Source organism: Nonlabens ulvanivorans, assembly GCF_032922765.1.
Lineage (GTDB): Bacteria > Bacteroidota > Bacteroidia > Flavobacteriales > Flavobacteriaceae > Nonlabens > Nonlabens ulvanivorans.
The window spans coordinates 2,681,352-2,704,438 of the sequence record NZ_CP136694.1 but is presented as its reverse complement, the minus strand read 5'-3'; the positions used below and the strand labels follow the sequence as shown (position 1 = coordinate 2,704,438).

Genomic DNA, 23,087 nt, shown 5'->3' with positions numbered 1-23,087 from the left:
TTTACAGCACACCAACAATTGCTATTAATGAAAAATGCCGCTCTACATAAGTAAAACGGCATTGTGATTAATAAGACAGTTGCTATTTATTCATCAAGTCTTCAATTTCTTCAATTTCAATAGGTATGTCACGCATTAAATTAAATGGCTCACCACTACTATTGATAACTACGTCATCTTCTAGTCTAATTCCAAAACCTTCTTCTGGCAAATAGATACCTGGTTCTACAGTAAATACATTACCGGCTTGCATAGGTTCCCATAATATACCGTAATCGTGAGTATCTAATCCCATATGGTGAGATGTTCCATGCATGAAATATTTCTTATAAGCTGGCCAGTCCGGATTTTCGTTCTGCACATCCGATTTATCAAGTAGACCTAGACCTATTAACTCACTAGTCATTATTTTACCTACCTCAACATGGTATTCTTTCCAGAGCGTTCCTGGAACCAGCATTTTGGTAGCTTCGTTCTTGACTCTAAGAACCGCATTATAAACCTCTTTTTGACGGTCTGTATAACGCCCGTTTACAGGAATGGTTCTAGACATATCACTTGCATAGTTTGCATATTGCGCACCTGCATCGATCAGAATTAAATCGCCGTCTTTACACTCTTGATTATTCTCTATATAGTGTAATACGTTTGCATTATTACCACTCGCGATAATCGGTGTATAAGCAAACCCGTCGCTGCGTCTTCTTATAAACTCATGTAAAAACTCTGCTTCTAGGTCAAACTCCATGACACCAGGTTTAGTAAACTCTAGAACCCGACGAAAACCAGCATTTGTAATGTCGCAAGCTTGTTGTAATAAATCTATTTCTATCTGATCTTTTACAGCACGCAAGCGTTGTAAAATAGGAGCTGATTTTGCATAATTATGTGCTGGATATTGCGCTTTAGTCTTTTTAATGAAACGATCTTCACGTGACTCCATTTCAACAGCCTGACGGTAGTGCTCATTAGTATTGAAATAAATCGTGTCGCATTGGGTCATCATTTCAAAAAACTTCTTGTCAAAATCATTTAACCAATACACAGTTTTAATACCAGACACTTCAGTCGCGCGTTCTTTAGTCAGCTTCTCGCCTTCCCATATGGCGATATGCTCATTAGTCTCCGTAACAAACAATACCTCACGATGCGCTGGGTCTGGGCTATCTGGAAATAATACTAAAATGGTATTTTCTTGATCTGCACCACTGAGGTAAAAAATATCTCTGTGTTGCTTAAATGGCATGGTGCTATCTGCACCTGTTGTAAAAACATCGTTTGAATTAAATACGGCTAGACTCGATGGCTTCATTTTGGCCATAAAGTTTTTGCGGTTTTTAATAAAGAGTTTAGGATCTATAGGATGATATTTCATAATTCAATTTGTTGTAAATAGTGGTAGTAAACTCGTTTTAAAGCATTTGTATTAAAGTACTTTAAAGCGGCTAGCAAGATACCAATGCTTCAAGAGATAGCAAAGGTTTACAGAAATCTATAACATTTAATATTAAGGTCTTCTCTTACGCTTTTTTTGATTTTTCAAAAAAGTAACTACGAGCAGTAAAATAGCAACTAATACAATTCCGATGATAACATATCTAGCAACTTCCATAATAATTTTAAGATTGTGGTTGATGGTCTTAAGTTACTATAAATAAGTGAGATATTATTCATCTACATAGACACCATTATCTGGTATGGTGTAGAAGTCTGCACCCATATGACTAGCATCTATATCAACATTTGTAAAAATGCGAGGTTTACCTCTAGCCTCTGTAGGTAGATTATTTTCAGTTTTATACCAGGTTAATTCTTCTGGTAGTAATAATCCATTTACTTCTTGCCATTTATTGTACTTAATAAAATGAAAATCGGTTGACTTAGAACCTTGTCCTCTAGTAACGGTATAAGCTAACCATTCCATTTTTTTAGATTCTGGATGGTAATATAAAATGTACTCATCGTCTGGTGAGTCGCCTACATTAGACTGATAAGCAATTTTAATTCCTGGATATGAGATTCCGTCTTTTTCTAAAGAAGCTGTTTCACTATAAACTATACCATCATCTGCAAGTATGAATGGCATTGTATAGAAATAGAACATCAAATTGTGATAAAACCTTGCTCTGTTCTTAGGGTAATAAGTACTGTCTTGTGCAAGCCATACCTTACCATTATGTGAACCTATTTGATACTTTTCTGTCTCAATAACTACATCTCTAGTTTTTAAATCTGTAGTATGGACTTCATCACCATTTTCTTTGGGCATTTTAAATGTGAGGCTTTGCATAGCGTTCCATTGCGCGAATCCACCGTGTGCGGCTAGGACATCTTGATAGGCTTGAGGATATGTAGTTAAATCTATTTGTGCAACTGGTGTAACTACAGTTTTAGGAGATTGAACTTCTTTTTTGTTTTCGGTTTTACAGGACATAGTTAATACGACTGTAATTAAAGCTAAAAGTATTTTTTTCATGTTGGAAAAGTAAAAAAAGAGTATCACGATTATGTTAGCGTCATGGTAAAAAAATGTTAGAATCAGAATTATAAAAACCGCCTTGCTTATCTTTAAGCACCAAAAAAAACATCCATGAACAAAGTTCTATCCTTTGCCATAATATTTTCTAGTTTCATAGGCTTTAGTCAGAGTCCGATAGCAACACCAGCAACTCAAGTTCAACAAGGTCTTGAACAACATCAACAAATGGAACAAGACTCGCCATTTAAAAACCTAAAGTTTAAAAATGTAGGTCCTACTATCATGTCTGGTCGCGTTGTAGATGTAGATGTTAATCCTGCTGATCCTACAGAAATGTTAGTAGCCTATGCTAGTGGCGGATTATGGCATTCTAATAATAACGGAACGAGTTTTACTCCTATTATGGATAGCGCAGGGACTATTAACCTAGGTGATATCGCTGTGGATTGGACTGCTAAAACAATATGGGCAGGAACCGGAGAAAACAACTCTAGCCGTAGTAGTTATGCCGGTATAGGTGTTTTAAAATCAACAGATTGGGGAAAAACTTGGAGCGTACCTATGCTTACAGATTCACATCACATAGGACGTATTTTAATCAATCCTTCAAATGGTGATCATGTAATCGTTGCTGTGACAGGACCATTATATTCAACTAGCGATGCTCGTGGTATTTACACCACTAAAGATGGTGGAAAGTCGTGGAAAAAAACACTTTTTGCAACAGACATGGCTGGTTTTATAGATCTAGCTCACAGCCCTCAAAATTTTAATATTATGTATGCTGCTAGCTGGGAAAAAGACCGTAAAGCATGGAATTTTGATGGAGATGGTGATGCAAGTGCTATTTATAAAAGTATAGACGCAGGTCAGACCTGGAACAAGATTACAACTCAAGCAAGCGGTTTTCCGGTAGGTTCTGGTGTAGGCCGTATAGGGCTTGCGGTTTATGATGATAACACCGTTTATGCAGTTCATGACTCACAATTCCGTAGAGATAAGGATGATAATGGTAATAACGCTTTCGCGAAAGCGGACTCTAAAAATGACCTTTCAAAAGACGATTTTAAATCCATGTCTAAAGAGGCTTTCTTAAAACTCGATAACGATAAACTTAACAAGTTTCTAAAAAGAAATGGTTTCCAAGAAAAATACAGAGCAGACAACGTAAAAAACATGGTGCGCAGTGGTGATGCAACACCATTAGATGTTGCAAAATATCTTGAAAATGCAAATACGCAACTCTTTGACACACCAGTAAAAGGAGCTGAACTATACCGCAGTAATGATGGTGGGAAAACTTGGAAAAAAACGCATGAAGGTCAAATAGACGACGTGTTTTACAGTTATGGCTACTACTTTGCACAGGTACGAGTAGATCCCAGCGATGTAAATCATGTATATATTATGGGTGTTCCTATAATCAAGTCTGTAGATGGTGGTGCCAACTGGGAAAGTATCTCTCGTGAAAATGTACATGCAGATCATCACGCACTATGGATCAATCCTAACAAACGTGGTCATCTTATTAATGGTAACGATGGTGGGCTTAACATCTCATATGACGATGGTGAAACGTGGATTAAGAACAACTCACCTAGTGTAGGTCAGTTTTATGCAATCAACTATGATTTGCAAAAACCTTATCGAATCTATGGTGGTTTACAGGATAATGGCGTTTGGGTAGGTGCTCATAATGCTCCTGAAAATAGAGAATGGCACCAGCGTGGTTATTACCCGTGGGAAACTATTATGGGTGGTGACGGAATGCAAATCCAGATTGATTCACGCAATAGCGATATCGTTTATACAGGTTACCAATTTGGTAATTACTTTAGAATTAATCGTGAAACTGGTGACCGCAAATACATACAGCCTAAACATGAATTAGGAGAATCTCCATATCGTTTTAACTGGCAAACACCTATTTTACTAAGCTCTCATAATCAAGATATTTTATATCTAGGTGGTAATAAATTACATCGTTCTATGAACCAAGGTGATGACTGGACGGCTATTTCACCAGACTTAACACAAGGCGGAAAAGAGGGAAATGTAGCTTATGGTACCTTAACGACCATTAGCGAATCATCGTTCCAATTTGGTCTAATTTATACAGGATCAGATGATGGATTAGTGCAAGTTACTAAAGATGGTGGTGCCAACTGGGAACCTTTAAATGGCGGCTGGCCAGCAAACCTATGGGTAACACGAGTGATTGCGTCGCAACATAAAAAAGAACGCGTTTATGTAACACTTAATGGGTATCGCTTTGATGATTTTACACCTTATATATACATGAGTGAAGATTATGGGAAAACCTGGAACAACATTGGGTCGTCGATACCAACATCATCTGTAAATGTGATTATAGAACATCCTGAAAAAGAGAATATCCTTTTTACAGGAACTGATAACGCTACTTATATAAGCACAGACACAGGAAAAACATGGAACCTACTCACTGGCGGTATGCCACCAGTTGCTGTACACGATTTAAAAATCCAACCAGAAGAAAATCATTTACTGGTAGGAACACATGGTCGTTCTATTTACCTGGCAGATTTGAATGGCTTAGAAATTATAGGGAATGATTTCGCTTTTGCGAAAGTTGATAAAACAAGAGCTTCTTCTCGTTACGGTAGTAAAGGATTTATGTGGAGTGAAGGACCAGAACCTTCTATAGTATTAGCTTTTTACAGTCCAGCAGCCGGAAAAGTAAAAATAGAAATCCTCAACGAAAACGGAAAAACGGTTCAAGAACTCACTACAATAGCAGACAAAGGCTTGAACTTCTATGAATATGATGGCTCTATTTCAAAATCTGGAATAAAGCGATTTAAAGACACACCTAACACAGCAGATAATGGTAAGACCTATTTACCTGTTGGGAAATACACAGTGAAATTAAGTGGTGCAATGGGAAGCGTTGAGCAAGTTTTGGAAATGGTGGAGTAGATAGAATGTTGAGCTAAGAGTCTAGAATCTGTAGCTATATTTAAAGATTTTTTGAAATGTAGATTTCTTGATTTACATCTTAACACATCACTTTAAAGACAAGATTGATTTAAGATCTTATACGACAGGTGAAAATTAAACACTCACAAAATTCCAACACTACCTTAACAGATCCTACGTAAGGAAAAAGAGCCTATTACTACTATAGCATAAGTAAAGTAGTTCCAAAGCTATTAAGATTCAATCCAAATAAGACTGAGCAGACATGCTTTTATCTATAACGATTGAAAATCCAGTGGCTGAAAGTTATCTTTGCGTCAAACTAAAAAATTACACATGAGCGCATTAGTAAAATCATCGCTTGCCAGAAAGTGGGTAATGGCACTTTCAGGATTATTCCTTGTTGTCTTCCTAACACAACACTTTGTCATCAACATCACATCTGTCTTTGCACCAGATACCTTTAATGAGATTTCTCATTTTATGGGGTACAATCCTATGGTACAGTTTATTGCACAGCCTATCTTGATAATTGGACTTATAGTTCACTTTATCATGGGTATTGTGTTAGAGCTTAAGAACAGAAGTGCTCGTCCTATCAAGTATGCAAAGTTTTCAGGTAACGCAAACTCTCAATGGGTATCTCGTAACATGATCATTACTGGACTAGTTGTACTTGCATTCTTAGGACTGCACATGTACGATTTCTGGGCAGAAGAGATAGGATACAAATATATCAGTGCAAATCCAGAAGATCCTACTAGATATTATGAAGAGTTGGTTCATAAATTTGCGCCATTCTGGAGAACAATCATCTATGTGATCGCAAATGTTCTTCTTGCAATGCACTTATGGCACGGATTTAATAGTTCGTTCCAGTCTATGGGAGCAAAGGCTATTAATAAAGGTGATGGATTAAGAAAGTTCACTTATGCATGGTCTGTGATAATTCCTGCTGGATTTATCTTTATCGCATTGTTTCACCATTTTTCTCACTCCTAATAAGAAGTTATGTCAGTATTAGATTCTAAAGTACCTAAAGGACCACTTGCTGAAAAGTGGGTAAATCATAAAAATCACATTAACCTAGTTAACCCTGCAAATAAACGTAACATAGATGTTATCGTTGTAGGAACTGGACTTGCTGGTGGTAGTGCCGCTGCAACTCTAGCTGAGCTAGGATATAATGTAAAGACTTTTTGTTATAACGATTCACCACGTCGTGCACACTCTATTGCTGCACAAGGTGGTATTAACGCTGCAAAGAATTATCAAGGTGATGGAGATTCAAATTTCCGTTTATTCTATGATACTATTAAAGGTGGTGATTATAGATCTCGTGAAGCAAACGTACATAGACTAGCAGAGGTTTCTGGAAATATTATCGACCAGTGTGTGGCACAAGGAGTTCCTTTTGCACGTGAGTATGGTGGACTATTAGATAACCGTTCTTTCGGTGGTGTACTAGTTTCTAGAACATTTTATGCAGCTGGACAGACTGGGCAACAATTGTTGTTAGGCGCATATTCTGCCTTAAACAGACAGATTAACCGTGGTAAAGTAACTCCATTTAACCGTCATGAGATGTTAGATCTTGTAAAGGTAGATGGTAAAGCTCGTGGAATTATTGCTCGTAACTTAGTTACTGGTGAGATAGAAAGACATGGAGCACATGCGGTAGTAATTGCTTCTGGTGGTTATGGAAATGTATTTTTCCTTTCTACAAATGCAATGGGTAGTAATGTAATGGCAGCGTGGAGAACACACCGTCGTGGTGCACACTTTGCAAACCCTTGTTATACTCAGATTCACCCTACTTGTATTCCTGTAAGTGGTGAACACCAGTCTAAACTGACATTAATGTCAGAGTCTTTACGTAACGATGGTCGTATCTGGGTTCCTAAAAACATAGAAGATGCTAAGGCTATACAAGAAGGAAGACTTAAAGGTGTAGATCTTAAAGAAGAAGATAGAGATTATTATCTAGAAAGAAGATATCCTGCATTTGGTAACCTTGTACCTCGTGATGTTGCATCTCGTGCGGCAAAAGAGCGTTGTGACGCAGGTTATGGTGTGAATAAAACAGGTCAGGCAGTTTATCTTGATTTTGCTGCATCTTTCTTAAGATATGGTAAAATAGAAGCATTAACTAGTGGTCATAAAGACGCTAGTGAGGCAGAAATTATTGCATTAGGTAAAAAGGTAATTGAGAATAAGTATGGTAACCTATTTGATATGTACCGCAACATTACAGATGAGAATCCGTATGAGATGCCTATGAAAATATATCCGGCAGTACACTACACGATGGGTGGACTTTGGGTAGATTATAACTTACAGACTACAGTGCCAGGTTGTTTTGCAGCTGGTGAGGCTAACTTCTCTGACCACGGTGCAAACCGTTTAGGAGCAAGTGCATTGATGCAAGGTCTAGCAGATGGTTACTTCGTATTACCATATACTATAGGTGATTATCTTGCAAACGAGATTAGAACTGGAGCTATTTCTACTGAAACAGCAGAGTTTGATCAAGCAGAAAAGGATACCCGTGCACGCATCGAGAAATTGATGAATGGTGCTGGTGTACATTCTGTAGACTATTATCACAAAAAGTTAGGTTTAATCATGTGGAACAAGTGTGGTATGTCTCGTAATGAGGCTGACCTTAAGTCTGCAATGAATGAAATAGCTGAACTTAGAGCAGATTTCTGGAAAAACGTAAAAGTTCCTGGAAGCGCAGATACTAAGAATCAAGAACTAGAAAAAGCAGGCCGCGTAGCAGATTTCCTTGAATTAGGTGAGCTGTTTGCAAAGGATGCTCTTGATAGAAACGAGAGTTGTGGTGGTCACTTTAGAGAAGAGTACCAGACTGAAGAAGGTGAAGCATTACGTGATGATGTAAACTTTGCTTATGTAAGCGCATGGGAATATAACGAGAATCCTCGCGATGCTAAATTACACAAAGAAGACCTAGTCTTTGAAAATGTGGAATTGAAAACTCGTAGTTATAAATAATAGAATTTTAATTGTCTCGCTTTCGCGAAAGCGGAACAAACTAAATACATAGAAGTATGAAACTTACTTTAAAAATATGGCGTCAAGCTAATTCTGAAGCTAAAGGAAACATGATCACTTACCCTATCGATGGTGTAGATGGAGATATGTCTTTTCTTGAAATGATGGATATCGTTAATGAAGGATTAATTAATAAAGGAGAAGAGCCTGTAGAATTTGATCACGACTGTCGTGAGGGAATTTGTGGAGCTTGTTCTATGATGATTAATGGACAGCCTCACGGTCCACAAAGGTTGACAACAACATGTCAGCTACACATGAGAAAATTTAATGATGGTGATACAATTACTATCGAGCCATGGAGAGCGGCTGGTTTTCCAGTAATTAAGGATTTAATTGTTGATCGTTCTTCTTTTGATAGAATACAGCAAGCTGGTGCTTATGTATCTGTGAATACCTCAGGTAATACACAAGATGCTAACTCTATTCCTGTAGAAAAAGCAAAGGCAGATGAGGCATTCCACTCAGCAACTTGTATAGGTTGTGGAGCGTGTGTTGCAGCATGTAAAAATGCAAGTGCTATGTTGTTTACTAGTGCAAAAGTATCTCAGTATGCTTTATTACCACAAGGTGAGGTAGAGGCTACAGATCGTGTTATGAACATGGTGCGTCAGATGGATATGGAAGGTTTTGGTAACTGTACGAACACTGGAGCATGTATGATCGAGTGTCCTAAAGGAATTAAATTAGAAAACATTGCTAGAATGAATCGAGAGTATTTAAAAGCAAATATCTAGTAAGTAGTTAAAATATTTAAGTATTAAAAAACTCCATCTATCAGTAGATGGAGTTTTTTTAATTAATCTTGTTTCATAAATAAAGCTCCTAGTTTATACTAGGAGCTTTATTTATATAAATCATGAAGTACTTATAGTCTAGAACAATACTTTATCTGTTAATAATAAGATACCATTTGAAGTTTGAATAGAAGTAAAGTCTTGGGAGCGGAATTTAACCACTTCACTAAAAGGACCTGTACTAAAAGTTATATCGCTTTGTGAATTCATAGAAGTTGAAACATCAGAACCTAATGTTGAAATAATTAAACCGTCAGACAGCTCACTTACCTCATAGTTCTCTTGAAATGACAATTGAGTGCTTATCGCAAAGTTGATTGATTGAGCTATATTATTATTAGTATCACCTGCATTCAATCCTGCTAGAAAAGTGTCTACCGCAGCATTATCTGGAACGAAAACAGTAAGTTCTTGAGATAAACCAGATTGAAATTTAGTTTCTAAAGTAGTAAAGGCCGTAGAAGCGTCTGCAGAAGCTTCTATTAAAGATTTGAAACTAGAGAATTCAAGGCATTCATTAATAAATGTTCTCGCAGTTGACAGCTCTACAATATGATCAACAGAATGTACCACTCCATTTACAAACAACATATCTGGTGTGATTACAGGAACTCCATTAATCTTAAGACCATCATGATTAGAAATGATAGACATAACATGAGAAGAAGATTCAAAAGAAGTTTGAGCCATAGTCTCTACAAAAAGCTCCTCTACTGTATTTAAGTCACTAATTAAAATCTCTGATTGAATCACATGATTTTTAAGCAACTGAGCTAGCTCATCTTGAGGAATTTGATTAACACTAGTCATTCCATTTTGAGAAAGATAATTTTCAAAAGCAACATTTGTAGGAGCAAATAAGGTAATGTTTTCTTGATGTGCTAACCAGTCTTGTATTTCACTACCCAATATAGCATCATTGAATATAGTGTAATTAGAGTCGCTACCTACATAGTCTGCAATTTTTTGAGGAACCTCTTCTTGATAAAGGTCTGCATTAGTTAGTTCGTCTCCACTACAGGAAACAAAGAAAGCGGCGATTAAAGATAATTTTAAAAGTAAAGTAAAGTTCTTCATGATCTTATTGTTAAATGGAGTTATCCAAAATTAGCGCTTCAACCAGTTATTTTGAGTTTAATCGAATGTAAATCGTTGAAAGTCACTGTCAAAATTTTCCTAATTGATCAATATAAATCACCATAAATCACAGTATAACAATGCTTTAGGCTCCATGGAACTAGTATTATCACGTAATCGCTGTATTATGCATTTCATCGATTTTATGGCTTATTAACGATTTATTTTGTGTTTTAACAGATTTTAAAATGAAATGGATTAAATTTGCACGCCGTTACTGATAATTAAAAGTTAATTCACAGTTAGATTAACAAAGGTTAAAATCACCCGTCTGTATTTTAACTATATTAGAGTATGCTGAACTCTAAACTACCCAATACTAAAGATTCTATATTCTCCATTATGAGCAACTTAGCTCATAAAAACAATGCTTTAAATTTATCTCAAGGCTTTCCTAGCTTCCCTGTTGACACTATTTTAAAGGATTATCATACCGCAGCAATTAAAAATAATTACAATCAATATGCTCCTATGGCAGGAGTGACTTTTTTAAGAGAATCAATATCTCTTAAAATGTTGAAACTTCATAAAGCTAACTACCACCCAGGTAATGAAATATGTATAACTGCCGGTGCTACTCAGGCCATATTCACTGCAATACAGGCAATAATTCACTCGGGTGACGAGGTAATAGTTTTTACACCAGCATATGACTCTTATGTACCTGCCATACAAATGGCTGGTGGTATTGTGGTAGAAATACCTATGAAATTACCCGATTTCAATATAGACTGGCAAAAAGTAATTGATCATATTAATGATAAAACTGCGATGATAATGATTAACTCACCACATAATCCTAGTGGTAAGATGATAAATCATGATGATATGATACAATTAGAACGTCTAGCGGTTCAACATAACTTGATTGTATTAAGCGATGAGGTATATGAACATATTACTTTTGATAATAACGCACATTTAAGTGCCGCAAGGTATCCTGAACTTAAAAAGCGCAGTTTTATCACAGCTAGTTTTGGTAAAACATTTCATGTCACAGGTTGGAAAACAGGCTATTGTCTCGCTCCAGCATATTTAATGAAAGAATTCTATAAAGTCCATCAATACCTTGTGTTCAGTATTAATCATCCTGCACAAATTGCAATAGCCAATTATATACAAGAAGAAAGCAGATATCTTGAATTAGCATCATTCTATCAACGTAAAAGAGATTTGTTTTTAAATTCGATTAAAGACAGTAAATTTTCATTTGACGCTTCCCAGGGAACTTATTTTCAATTATTAGATTATGCTTCCATTACTGATGAAAATGATGTCGCTTTTGCTAGAAGGTTAACCATTGACTACAAAATTGCTGCGATACCTATATCTGTCTTTATGAATGGTACTGACCCAAAAATGCTACGATTTTGCTTTGCAAAAGAAGACCATGAAATCATAAAAGCCGCTCAAATTTTAAATAGTCTATAATTCGGTTCTTATAAATGAGCAACTATTTTTACAAAAGATAAATTGATTAATGAAATCTAAAGAAGATATAAGAGTAAGTTTAATACAAACACATCTAGTCTGGGAAAAACCTAAGGCTAATCTTGTCGAATTTTCGCGAAAGCTTGAACAACTATATGGTATCACAGATCTAGTTATTCTACCTGAAATGTTTACGACTGGCTTTTCTATGCATCCTGAAGAACTAGCCAGTGATGAAAAGATTTATAAGTACCTTAAAGCTCATGCAAAAAAAGGTGGCTTTGCCATCTATGGTAGTGTCATGTTTCAAGAAGGAAATAGGTATGTAAATCGCGGCATTTTTATGCGCCCAGATGGCACCTACACTTTATATGATAAAAAACACCGATTTACACTCGCTGGTGAACAAAAAGTATACGACAGCGGGAAACAGCCTGTTATTACCGACTATCTGGGATGGAAATTTAATCTACAGATTTGTTATGATTTAAGGTTTCCTGTTTTTGCTAGAAATACACAAGATTATGATGTGCTTATCTATGTAGCAAACTGGCCAGTTCCTAGAGTTAATGCATGGGATGCACTTTTAAAGGCTAGAGCAATTGAAAACATGTGCTATGCAATAGGTGTTAACCGCACTGGTGTTGATGGCAGTGGTATGGATTACAATGGTCATTCCCAAGTTTACAATGTTTTAGGAGAAGAGTCTATTGAACATCCATGGGAAAACCAAAATATTAAAACAGTTCTACTTAAAAAAGAGCACGTTTTAAAGTTGAGGTCTAAATTGAGATTTCTAGAAGATAGAGATCCATTTACTTTAATATAACCGTTTCACGCACATCCCAATTAGCTTGTAACGTTATTACTTCTGGCAAATAAACAACAGTTTCTGGCTGTAATCCTTTTAGAAAATTACCCGTATCGTATCTTCCATTTGCATTGTCATCATAAATGACACGAATTAAATAACTTCCTGGACCCAAATTCTCAAAGGCATATACTCCATTATCAATAGCTATTTGCTCATTGATCACGGTTAAATCCTCCTTTACTATTTGAACAATTGCTGGCCATTGAGTACCAGATGATAGGGTGATTTCCATATTTCCGTAATCAGATGTTGACCTTGTAGTGCCATTAAAAGCTAATGTATCGGTAGTCTCGCCATAAAAGTCAATTATTGCACCTGGTAAGACATCTACCTTATAACGTTGCATTTCATTTTTCTCAAAATTTATTGTCAATTCGTTTTTTAATACATCTAATTGAGCGTCAAATTCAATGGCTATAGAGTCTTTATCTACAACCTTAAACTTAGAAAGGTCAAAAGATTCTATAGGTGTACTCGCGGTAAGGACTAATGGATTAGATAACGACAAATCTTTTTGTTTTTTAACAATTAGACTATCTACAAATCGTTCTTTAATTAAAACTCGTTTTGAGTCTTCAAATTCTTTATACTTTACATCTAAAAAGACACTATCCCTATCAATCTCTGGCTGAAACCAAAATTGTAACGTATCTGATTTTTCTAATTTTGTAATTCTAGTTTTAGTAAAAAGGTTCTTTTCTTGAGATTTAACATTTAGAGAGTCTAACCTACCTGTATATGCTACATACAACTTAGTTTTACCTTCATGAGTAATTTTTTTAACGCTAGGATCTAGTTCTGGTTGAAACATTTTTAATTCATAAACCTCATCACTAGGTACAGTAACGGCCTCTGTCACATAACCTATTTTATCAGTACGCGGATTGAATTTTAGGTCACTATTTTCTTCTTTAACTCCTACTAGTCGGTATTCACCAGCAGCAAGATTCTCCATGGTAAAGGTTTTTAAACTATCCAATGTATTTAACACGTACAACGGCGGTCCTTTAAAAACCAATGAATCCGTATACTCTTCATCCATTTTATAGAGTAATACATTAACAAAGTCGTCTGCTTTATAATTGTAGGCATCTGTTATTTTACCATTAAGCTGTAGAGAATCAATATAAGTTCCCGTGCTGAAAACATATCTAAAAAACGGATATGGATTTGATTCATTATTATCGACTATACTCTGCCCAAAATTGAGCGTATAAGTTGTATTAGGCGCTAGTGTATCTGTAATGGTAATGGTCATTTTTTTAGACGCGCTACCTTGTGGTGTTACTATAGGTCTGTTCTTAAGAGGTGGAGAAACAACTAACTGTTTTTGTAAATCTTGTAATTTGATATATTCATCAAAAGTTATTTCAATCTCTTGAGCCTTGAAATTAACACTATAATTATCGGGATAAGCACGTAAGATGACAGGTGGTTCCTCATCTATAGGTCCACCGGTAGGGTTACCACGTTTTGCACATTGAACCAATAAAATGGTAATGGATAAAACTAACGCTATATTTAAAATGGTCTTTTTCACAGTATAGTATAACGACTGCAAGGTACTATGATTATGTAAAAGATAGAAAAGTTTTATGAATTACACTTACAAGGCAGTTTATACTGATATTGCCATTGTGGCTATAGAGATCTTTATATCAGAAATACTTAATAACGCTCTAGCACACAAAACTAATGTCGTACCTGTGGTAATGACATCATCAACTATTAAGACATGTGTACCTTGAGGTAAGGATCCTACAAGTTGATATGGATTATTAGATTCATCACTACGTTGCGTTTGATTCAATCGTGCTTGGTTAATTGTATTTTTAGTTTTCACTAAAATGTCATCGCGATAACTTGCATTTAAAATTTGTGCAAGCTCATTTCCAAATCCAGCGACCTGATTATAGCCACGTTTTTTAAGCCGTTTAGGATGAACTGGCACAGGTACTACTACATCTACATCCATAAAAAGATCGCATTCAATTAATTCTTGCCCTAACAAAGAGCCTATAAAACTGCTTATTTCTTCTTTTTTACGATACTTTAATTGATGAATCATTTGCTGTACTGCACCTATTTTTTCATAATAAAATAAGCTTGTAACATGTTGGACATCGATACGAGTATAAAAAAGTTCTCGCATTTTTTCATCACTTGTTTTATGAAAATTAGTTAAGGGCAAATGCGTACGGCATGAGGTACAAAGCAAGTTCTCACCAGTAGTAAGAACGCTCTCACAACCTACACACAACTCTGGATAGAGTAAGTTAAAGAAATCATATATCCAGCGCTTCATATATATTATTTAGTACGTTTATAGCGTTAAAAGACTAAAGATAACATTATGGGAACTCAAAAAGACAACCGTTTATTAAAGATATTACTAGGACTAGCAGTCCTATTGTTAATAATCTTAGGAAGTTACACCTACAGAGCACATCATAAAAACGAGGCTATCACTACTCAATTAGGAATTGAAAAAACAGAGATTGAAAAAGCACTCGATAACATCGAAAAAGAATATTTAATAGAAATCGAAAAAGGAACTGCAATCACTAGCGACCTAGAAGCTGCTAAAGAACGCATCACTAGACTTAAAGACTCTGTAAACAGATTAGAACCTAATGTAGCCATACTTGCTAGACTGCGTAAAGAATTAGTAAAAATAAAAGACGAGCGTGAGGTTCTTGCGGCACGTGTTTATGTACTTGAACGAGAAAACGAGACTCTAGTTCGTGTTAAAGACAGCACGCTTCAAGTACTTAATGAAGAAATCATCGCTAGTACTAATAAATCAACAGAAATTGACAACCTTAATGAAAGTATGGCAAAAGCAGCCACTCTTTTACCTACTAACTTTAAGACAAAAGGAGTTATTATAAGAAGTAGCGGGAAAGAAATAGAAAACGATCGTGCGCGACGTGTAGATGATTTAAAAGTATGCTTTACACTACCTCAAAATGCACTTGCACCTACTGGTGTTCAGTCTTTTTACTTGCAAGTGATTAACCCAGATAACAATGTGTTAGGACTCAAGAAAAAGCAACAATTTGAAGACCAAGAATTAACGTATTCTAAGGTAGTTTCTTTTAATTACAAAGGCCAAGAACTTGATATTTGTGAACTTGTTCAATCTAACGAGGATGACATCGTTAAAGGAACATATCGCATCAATCTATATAATGGTGGTATAAGAGTCAGTAGTTCAGAACTGGCACTTAGATAAACACTTGTACAAATAATTATTTAAACACGCTTTAGGGCGTGTTTTTTATTTTACGCTTTCGCGAAAGCGAAATAAACAAAATCATATCGTTGCAAAGAGCCTTTTTTTTACATTTGCAGCTATGGCAAAGAACAACGATCAAGATCAGTTTAAAAAAGTACTCTCACATGCAAAAGAGTACGGGTATGTTTTTCAATCAAGCGAAATCTATGATGGATTAAGCGCTGTTTACGACTATGGTCAAAACGGTGTAGAGTTAAAGAAAAACATCAGAGAATACTGGTGGCAAGCGATGACGCAATTAAACCAAGATATCGTAGGTATAGATGCAGCTATTTTTATGCATCCTACGACATGGAAAGCCTCTGGTCACGTAGATGCTTTTAATGATCCGTTGATTGATAATAAAGACTCTAAAAAACGCTATCGTGCAGATGTGTTAATAGAAGACTATTGTGAAAAAAATCTTCAAAAAGCCAATAAAGAAATAGCAAAAGCTGCTAAAAGATTTGGTGAAGATTTTGATGCAGATATGTATCGCCAGACTAATCCACGTGTGATGGGTTACATGAAGAAAGCTACTGAACCTACTGCAAGACTTGCTACTCTTTTAGAGGCTGAAGATCTTGCTGGTGTAAAAGCACTTATAGAAGAACTTGAAATCGCAGATCCAGACACAGGTTCTAAAAACTGGACAGATGTACGCCAGTTCAACCTTATGTTCGGTACTAAAATAGGTGCCAGTGCAGATACTGCTACAGATCTATATTTAAGACCAGAAACAGCACAAGGTATTTTTGTAAACTTTCTAAATGTTCAAAAAACTGGTCGTATGAAGATTCCTTTCGGAATAGCACAAACCGGTAAAGCGTTTAGAAACGAGATTGTTGCACGTCAATTCATTTTCCGCCAGCGTGAATTTGAACAAATGGAGATGCAATATTTTGTAAAACCAGGAACAGAACTTGAGTGGTTTGAAACCTGGAAAGAACGCCGTATGGCATGGCACAGATCATTAGGAATGGGCGATGAAAATTATCGCTTCCACGATCACGAAAAGCTTGCTCACTATGCAAATGCCGCAACAGATATTGAATTTGACTTCCCATTTGGTTTTAAAGAGTTAGAAGGTATCCACTCTCGTACAGACTTTGACCTTAAAGCACATGAAGAACATAGTGGTAAAAAGCTACAATTCTTTGACCACGAAGAAAATAAAAGTTACGTGCCTTATGTACTGGAAACGTCGATAGGTTTAGACAGAATGTTTCTAGCTGTATTCTCTAATTCTTTACAAGAAGAAAAATTAGATGGTGGTGGCGAGCGCACAGTCCTTAAATTACCTGCAGTTCTTGCACCAGTTAAAGCGGCTATTTTACCATTATTAAAGAAAGACGGATTACCAGAAATCGCAAACGAAATTATAGACGAACTAAAGTGGTCTATGAAAGTTGCTTATGAAGAAAAGGACTCTATAGGTAAGCGTTATGCACGTCACGATTTGAACGGTACACCGTATTGTGTAACCATAGATCACGATACTAAAGAAGATCATGCAGTTACCGTTAGAGATCGCGATACAATGACTCAAGAACGTATTGCTATTAAAGACCTAAAAAACTATCTAGAAGCCCGTGTAAGCATGAGCGAATGGTTAAAAAAAATCTAATAGATTTTCAAGGATGATTGTTACTTAATACCAATAAAGTTTCTTTCATTAAAGTAAAAAGGTCGCTATAAATAGCGACCTTTTTACTTTAATCTATATATGTTATTATTTAACTCTTTATGAATTTCCTTGTAAAAACATTTCCATTTACATCTATTAACTGAGCAAAATAAATGCCTGACTCTAAGTAATTGGTATAAATAGTTGAATCGTTGAACTCAACAGAAATTTGCTTTCCTGTAACAGTAAATAAAATTACTTCATGCAATTCACAATTTTCAACCTGCAAATTATCAGTTGTTAGAGTTGGGTATATAGACACTTCTTCAATACTAGATAATTCATCAATGGATAAAGGCGCTGACTCTGCCACTTCAAAATTATCAACAAACACATTAGTCGCAAGAGTTGTTACATTTCCCTCATATGCCCAAAAAGCGAAAACTACAGTACTAGAAAAGTAAGAGCTATCTAAATCAACAGAAAAAGTTTCTCCTCCATTTATTATTGTACTAGCACTATCAAAAAACATTAAAGAGGTAAAAGTTGCACCACCATCTAGGGAAACCACTAAATGAATCTCATCGCCTGGATTAAGTGCTTGAAAAGTAGTTGCACTATTATTATTATTAGTAAACGCCATATCCCAACTAACCGTGTAAGAACCTGTAGCAGGCACCATTGATAAATCTACCATTGGACTTATCAAAAAATCTCTCTTAACATTGTTGGTCATATTAATTCTTATTGCTCCTGTAGTACCATTATTATTGAAACCATCTCGCAACCACGCACCGCCATTATCTACAGACCAGCCATCTGTGTAAAACACATCTGTGTCCCGAGTCTGATTCCAACCAGGAAGCATAAAACTATTACCTGTTTGATTATTAACAATACCTGAAAAATCCTCAGATAGTACAACTACCTGACTATAAATACTATTATAAATTAAAAAGATGAAAATTGAAAGTAAAATTTTTTTCATAATGACGCTGTTTTAAGAATTAGCGCACAATATATTCAATTTAATAGTGTGAATAGTTTTGTAGATACTTTCACTAGATAAAACACAATAAAAACACTAAATCACATTCATATTTTAACATTCATGACTTTAATTCAATAAATTACAAGTGTATTTTTTGCGAATATGATTTTCCTACATCATGAATCAAGTTGATTTATACTTTCAGTTTATTTAATTCGATAAACGCTAATTTATTTCTATTGATATGTTTTAAAAATAAAAAACACCGTGACTAAATAGTCACGGTGTTTTTCTAATATAACTCTTTTCAAAAGTATAAAATTCAATTAAGGTATTACAGCGTCAATAACAACACACAATTCACCTTCCAGTCCTCCTACTGTGACTACATCAAAACGGAATTCATCACCTACAGCTGTTCCTGCACGCTGACATGTTACAGTCACGGCATAATTTGTACCATTTATACCCAATGTACCTGGCCCTACAGCATTTAAGGTAACTGCATCTGTTAGCAACCATATATTACCAGGATTAGATGTCTCATACACCTCAACAGCAGCTACACCAGGTCCACCATTATTAGGAAAAAGCTCTGTTTGTAATTGAGCTTCAGGTATTAATGTTTGTGTACTACCATCGTCAAAGGTTAGTCCTTCATAATTACATTGGTTTTGATTGTCTGCCATACCATCATCATTATCACAACTTAAAAATAAGATGGACATAAAAAATAATAGCGAGGCTTTAACTAGGTACTTCATAATAATCGATTTTAGTTGTTACTACTAGATTAGGTATTAAAAATAGCCATCCTATTACACGAATTATATAATCAATTGACGTAAAGCTGTTTTCACTCTATGAAATAACGAGTTGATTGTGTTAAATAGGTAAAGAATCTAGTTAAAAAGAAAGTTCTAACTTAAAAATAAGCCTTTAACTGTACACTACCGGTGTGAATGGTTCTTGCGGTTTCACTGTCACGTCCACTATAAGAGATATTTAAATCTAGAAAACTAGAAATGTTTTTCTGGAATAATAGATTCCACGTAAAGTTTGTGCCTGGCTGTAATCCTTCTAGCATTTGGAAACCAACAGGAGAAAATGCTTGTCCTATAAAATCATTTTTTACATAACGTATCTCGCCATTAACGGCATAGCTCTGCTCCTTATTAAAAGACCAACTTACGCCAATATTTTGTTGATCGAGCATAGCTTCTTCATTGACCACATTTTCTTTAGACTGCAATTCATAAAACACATCTACACGGCTACTATTACCAAATAAATACGACACTTGAGGTTTGAATAAACTCTCGTTAATTTTAAAGTTGCGATTTGCAAAATTCTCACTTTCACTAGCGTTAAAACCTGTTTGAGCGTCTAAGGTAAACAACCAGCTTTCCTTAATTTTATGAATAAAACCTAGTTGATGACTTTCTATATCACTACTCAGACTACCTATGCTTTGCAAGTTTTCATTTGCACTACTGATGTAGGTGTAATTAGTAGTATACATTTGTTTACCACGATTAAAAAACAGGCTGTTTCTAAAATTGAGATTTAATCCTAGCTGATTATCTCCTGTACCGAAAGGATTCAAATCAAACGTAGCTCCTTCTCTCTCTACCATACGATCAATCAAGTAACTGGTCTGATTGTAGAAATGTGATAACAACTTTTTATAACCATCACTTTGCGACCACGAGCTGGGATTTAAGGTAAGCGTTTGAGAAAACTTATTTTGATGTGTTGGTACAAATACCTGATTGGGCAGTAAAATCCGCACAAAACGCCCTTGATCTTGAAATTGCGCTATTTCAAACTCATTTAAATCTTGTATTCCATCGTCGTTATAATCAATCCAGGTAAAAGTTCCCTGACCTGGATTAACTGCAACATAGGTAAAATCCTGTCGTGGTATCGTAGAACTGTTGGTCTCATAGGTCGTATTCCACAATACTTTTTTATCAAAAAATTTGCGCTGGTATTGTAGTCTACTATTAAAAGACACCTCATCTTCTACGGTTTCTATTTCGCTTTTAAGCACACGATAATTTGCATAAATCTTTAAACTACTCAACTCATCTTTAATAGGTTGGGATCTTATATAATAATTATTAGATCGATTCACACGCTCTAGATTACCCAATCGCAAACTATCATTTACACGGTTTCTATAACCTACCTCTACAAAAACAGCAGTACTATCTCCTACTCCAGTATAGACTTCATAACCTGCAAAACGTTGAGATAATGCGGTCAGACTGCGATCTGCAAGCACAGTTTGCTGGTTATCTTCTGTCTCATATCGAGCACCTATCCATTTATTATTAAATCGTTTAATCACATCTAGGTTTGCTCTATAAAACTGAGATTCTAGAGTAGTAGCGTTTGTGTTGAGTACGCTTCCGCGAAAGCGTGCTGTCCATCCACCATCACGATATAAACCATTAAAATTGTGTCTATTACCACTATAGCTATCAGAAAACTCCAGATGTTCTAATTCATAAGTAGCTCGTAATGTGGAATCTTGCACATAATCCAATCCAATTGTAGAAAAGAGTTGATTACCGGTGATGACGTCTAAGTTCCAATCACGATTAAATTCAATATTATAAACGCGCTCTACATTGCGAAAGTTTTGGTCAATATAATCAGACTTTACACGAGCTCTTAAAGTGGTAAGTGAGTCCTTTTTCCATAGCTGCTGTTGCACAGCGAGTTTTACAGCAACACCACGATTATCATCATCATCTATGCTTGAAAAGCGATTCAAGTCATTACTGCTGGCTGCAATTTCAGTATCTAGAATAGTGGTTTTAGAAGGTGCATAACGGGCTTTGGCACCTGCAATTGTTATGATTTCTGGTGCAAATAATCTAATTACAGGTGCAAAACTACCTTGCGACACTCCTGCGATAGGCGCAACATATTCATAAATATTTGCAATCGCTTGGTCATTTACGAGCACATAATCTCCTTGATTCTCACCTACAAAAGAGAATCGTACATTGAATAGCTCATCATTAGAATCTTGCGAAAAAATAAATCGTTCTACACCAGCAATGGTTTCCTTGCGATATAGGATCTTGTTTTCAGAAAATGTGTCCTCTACCGCACTAGGTGCAATAGCGAGATCTTCATTATCTCCTGCGGCAGCGAGAATGGTAACTTGATCTTCTGTTAAATTTTGTTGTAACGGCTGATTTTTGGCATCACTCTCAGTATAGATGTAGGTTTCTACCGATAGTTTATCAGTCTCATAGCCACCTTTTGCATAGCCTACAAAACGGGTGAAATTACGTTCACTGTACTGATATTCTATAGAAATACGCATTTCACTGGTAATAGGAAACGTAGCATTAAAGCGCACCTCGCCAGCGTTATAATCTATGACATAGTCTGCATTTTCACCTCTTGTAAGCGGCACACCATTTACAAAAACACGCTCACTACCAGAGACGACCAGTATAAACAACTCACCATTACGACCGGTTAATTTATATGGACCTTGGTTACCTTCTTGACCAGTGAATCTGGAGATATTAAAAATACCACGTACTAAAGCACCAGCTGCCTGAACATGGCCTTGAGAATCATCGCCTTCAAATTTGATCTGACCAGAGATTCCTTGAACACGTTTTGTAAAATTATTGAAGTAAGAATCTGATTGTTGTAAGTCTACATCTCCTGCTCTTATGTTCCAGTCATCACTGTAGAGTTCTATAAAAATCTGGTCAAATTCATCGAGGCGTTGTGAATAGCCATTCTGAGTTTGTGGTACGTTTGCGTCTTGAATGGAAGCACGCAAAGAGACTTTATCAGATAGCGCACCAGAGATTCTCAAATCCAGTTCTGAGTCCACAACTGAGTTTTGATTATTTCCTACTCGCAATCCTCGTGTAATAGAGCCTGTGGTGTTCAATCCATTAAATGGCACATAATTGCGCTGCACTGTAGGTTGTCGCATGGCAACTACACGTTCTTGAGCCGTTTCATTTTCTAGAATAATTTTAGGATCGTATAGCTGGTAAGTTCTGGTTAAAAATTCTGGAAATGGTAAGAACTGTATATCTATAGAATCTGTTTTTATCGCGGTAGCATCTTTAATACTTAGCATCGCTTTTACAAAATCTACTCGATAAGCGGTTGAATCTACTGGCATGCCACGACTATCTACTATCTTGAAATAGGATGGATTAATACTGATGCTATCCAACTGTATACTGTCTGTCACAGCACGACGCACTTTTTTCACATTTACATACTCTTGTGCACTGGCTGCTGCCATGATGAGAGTAAAGAGAAATGCAAGTGCGTGTTTCATGCAAGATTAAAACAGATTCTCTTCAAAAATATTTTAAATCCTTATGGTAATGCGGTTTTATAGTGGGAAATGATGACTAAGTAATAAAACAACCACTGGACTTAAGTC

General features: G+C 35.9%; 16 protein-coding genes. 8 read left to right on the top strand and 8 right to left on the bottom strand.

All coding sequences use genetic code 11. The features are described from left to right. Positions 1 to 82: 82 nt before the first annotated feature. Together R1T42_RS12220 and R1T42_RS12215 are read right to left on the bottom strand one after the other, a co-directional pair. On the bottom strand, positions 83 to 1,375 hold the full coding sequence (locus tag R1T42_RS12220) for an aminopeptidase P family protein (protein ID WP_317290521.1): 1,293 nt from the start codon (positions 1,373 to 1,375) through the stop codon (positions 83 to 85). Between the two features lie 291 nt (positions 1,376 to 1,666). Further along, complete coding sequence (locus tag R1T42_RS12215; protein WP_317290520.1) at positions 1,667 to 2,476, bottom strand: DUF6503 family protein; 810 nt, start codon at positions 2,474 to 2,476, stop codon at positions 1,667 to 1,669. A gap of 114 nt (positions 2,477 to 2,590) precedes the next feature. Here R1T42_RS12215 and R1T42_RS12210 point away from each other — a divergent pair, with 114 nt between their 5' ends. The 4 genes from R1T42_RS12210 (at position 2,591) to R1T42_RS12195 (ending at position 9,249) form a co-directional block, all read left to right on the top strand. Next, positions 2,591 to 5,437 carry a WD40/YVTN/BNR-like repeat-containing protein gene (locus tag R1T42_RS12210; protein ID WP_317290519.1) on the top strand — a complete coding sequence of 949 codons (2,847 nt, stop codon included), beginning with the start codon at positions 2,591 to 2,593 and terminating at the stop codon, positions 5,435 to 5,437. Between the two features lie 336 nt (positions 5,438 to 5,773). Beyond that, a complete protein-coding gene (locus R1T42_RS12205) occupies positions 5,774 to 6,439 on the top strand; it encodes a succinate dehydrogenase cytochrome b subunit (protein ID WP_104514296.1) in 666 nt (221 codons plus the stop codon). 9 nt (positions 6,440 to 6,448) lie between these two features. Beyond that, on the top strand, positions 6,449 to 8,452 hold the full coding sequence (locus R1T42_RS12200; protein ID WP_317290518.1) for a fumarate reductase/succinate dehydrogenase flavoprotein subunit: 2,004 nt from the start codon (positions 6,449 to 6,451) through the stop codon (positions 8,450 to 8,452). Between the two features lie 56 nt (positions 8,453 to 8,508). Further along, positions 8,509 to 9,249 (top strand): succinate dehydrogenase/fumarate reductase iron-sulfur subunit, encoded by a 741-nt coding sequence (locus tag R1T42_RS12195; protein ID WP_317290517.1) that lies wholly within the window; start codon positions 8,509 to 8,511, stop codon positions 9,247 to 9,249. Positions 9,250 to 9,387: 138 nt separating this feature from the next. Here R1T42_RS12195 and R1T42_RS12190 read toward each other — a convergent pair whose 3' ends face one another. After that, positions 9,388 to 10,386 (bottom strand): fasciclin domain-containing protein, encoded by a 999-nt coding sequence (locus tag R1T42_RS12190; RefSeq protein ID WP_317290516.1) that lies wholly within the window; start codon positions 10,384 to 10,386, stop codon positions 9,388 to 9,390. A 354-nt stretch (positions 10,387 to 10,740) separates the two neighbouring features. Here R1T42_RS12190 and R1T42_RS12185 point away from each other — a divergent pair, with 354 nt between their 5' ends. Both R1T42_RS12185 and R1T42_RS12180 read left to right on the top strand, forming a co-directional pair. After that, positions 10,741 to 11,877, top strand: a complete 1,137-nt coding sequence (locus R1T42_RS12185; protein WP_317290515.1) for a methionine aminotransferase — start codon at positions 10,741 to 10,743, stop codon at positions 11,875 to 11,877. 49 nt (positions 11,878 to 11,926) lie between these two features. Then, positions 11,927 to 12,706, top strand: a complete 780-nt coding sequence (locus tag R1T42_RS12180) for a nitrilase family protein (RefSeq protein ID WP_317290514.1) — start codon at positions 11,927 to 11,929, stop codon at positions 12,704 to 12,706. On the opposite strand, the gene R1T42_RS12175 is transcribed toward R1T42_RS12180, so the two are convergent. Continuing rightward, positions 12,693 to 14,291, bottom strand: coding sequence for an Ig-like domain-containing protein (locus R1T42_RS12175; RefSeq protein ID WP_317290513.1), 1,599 nt, complete (start codon positions 14,289 to 14,291; stop codon positions 12,693 to 12,695). The two genes, R1T42_RS12180 and R1T42_RS12175, sit on opposite strands and share 14 nt — an antisense overlap. A gap of 78 nt (positions 14,292 to 14,369) precedes the next feature. Beyond that, the gene (locus R1T42_RS12170; protein ID WP_317290512.1) at positions 14,370 to 15,056 is read right to left on the bottom strand and encodes a ComF family protein; all 687 of its coding nucleotides are present in this window, start codon (positions 15,054 to 15,056) and stop codon (positions 14,370 to 14,372) included. 48 nt (positions 15,057 to 15,104) lie between these two features. Between R1T42_RS12170 and R1T42_RS12165 the strand changes: the two genes are divergently transcribed. Beyond that, complete coding sequence (locus R1T42_RS12165; RefSeq protein WP_042245265.1) at positions 15,105 to 15,986, top strand: hypothetical protein; 882 nt, start codon at positions 15,105 to 15,107, stop codon at positions 15,984 to 15,986. A gap of 121 nt (positions 15,987 to 16,107) precedes the next feature. Continuing rightward, a complete protein-coding gene (locus R1T42_RS12160; RefSeq protein ID WP_317290511.1) occupies positions 16,108 to 17,655 on the top strand; it encodes a glycine--tRNA ligase in 1,548 nt (515 codons plus the stop codon). A 109-nt stretch (positions 17,656 to 17,764) separates the two neighbouring features. On the opposite strand, the gene R1T42_RS12155 is transcribed toward R1T42_RS12160, so the two are convergent. From R1T42_RS12155 to R1T42_RS12145, 3 genes are all read right to left on the bottom strand, one after another. Next, on the bottom strand, positions 17,765 to 18,643 hold the full coding sequence (locus R1T42_RS12155) for a T9SS type A sorting domain-containing protein (protein WP_317290510.1): 879 nt from the start codon (positions 18,641 to 18,643) through the stop codon (positions 17,765 to 17,767). 329 nt (positions 18,644 to 18,972) lie between these two features. Continuing rightward, a complete protein-coding gene (locus tag R1T42_RS12150) occupies positions 18,973 to 19,410 on the bottom strand; it encodes a hypothetical protein (protein WP_036583183.1) in 438 nt (145 codons plus the stop codon). A 161-nt stretch (positions 19,411 to 19,571) separates the two neighbouring features. Beyond that, positions 19,572 to 22,979 (bottom strand): hypothetical protein, encoded by a 3,408-nt coding sequence (locus R1T42_RS12145; protein ID WP_317290509.1) that lies wholly within the window; start codon positions 22,977 to 22,979, stop codon positions 19,572 to 19,574. Positions 22,980 to 23,087 lie beyond the last annotated feature (108 nt).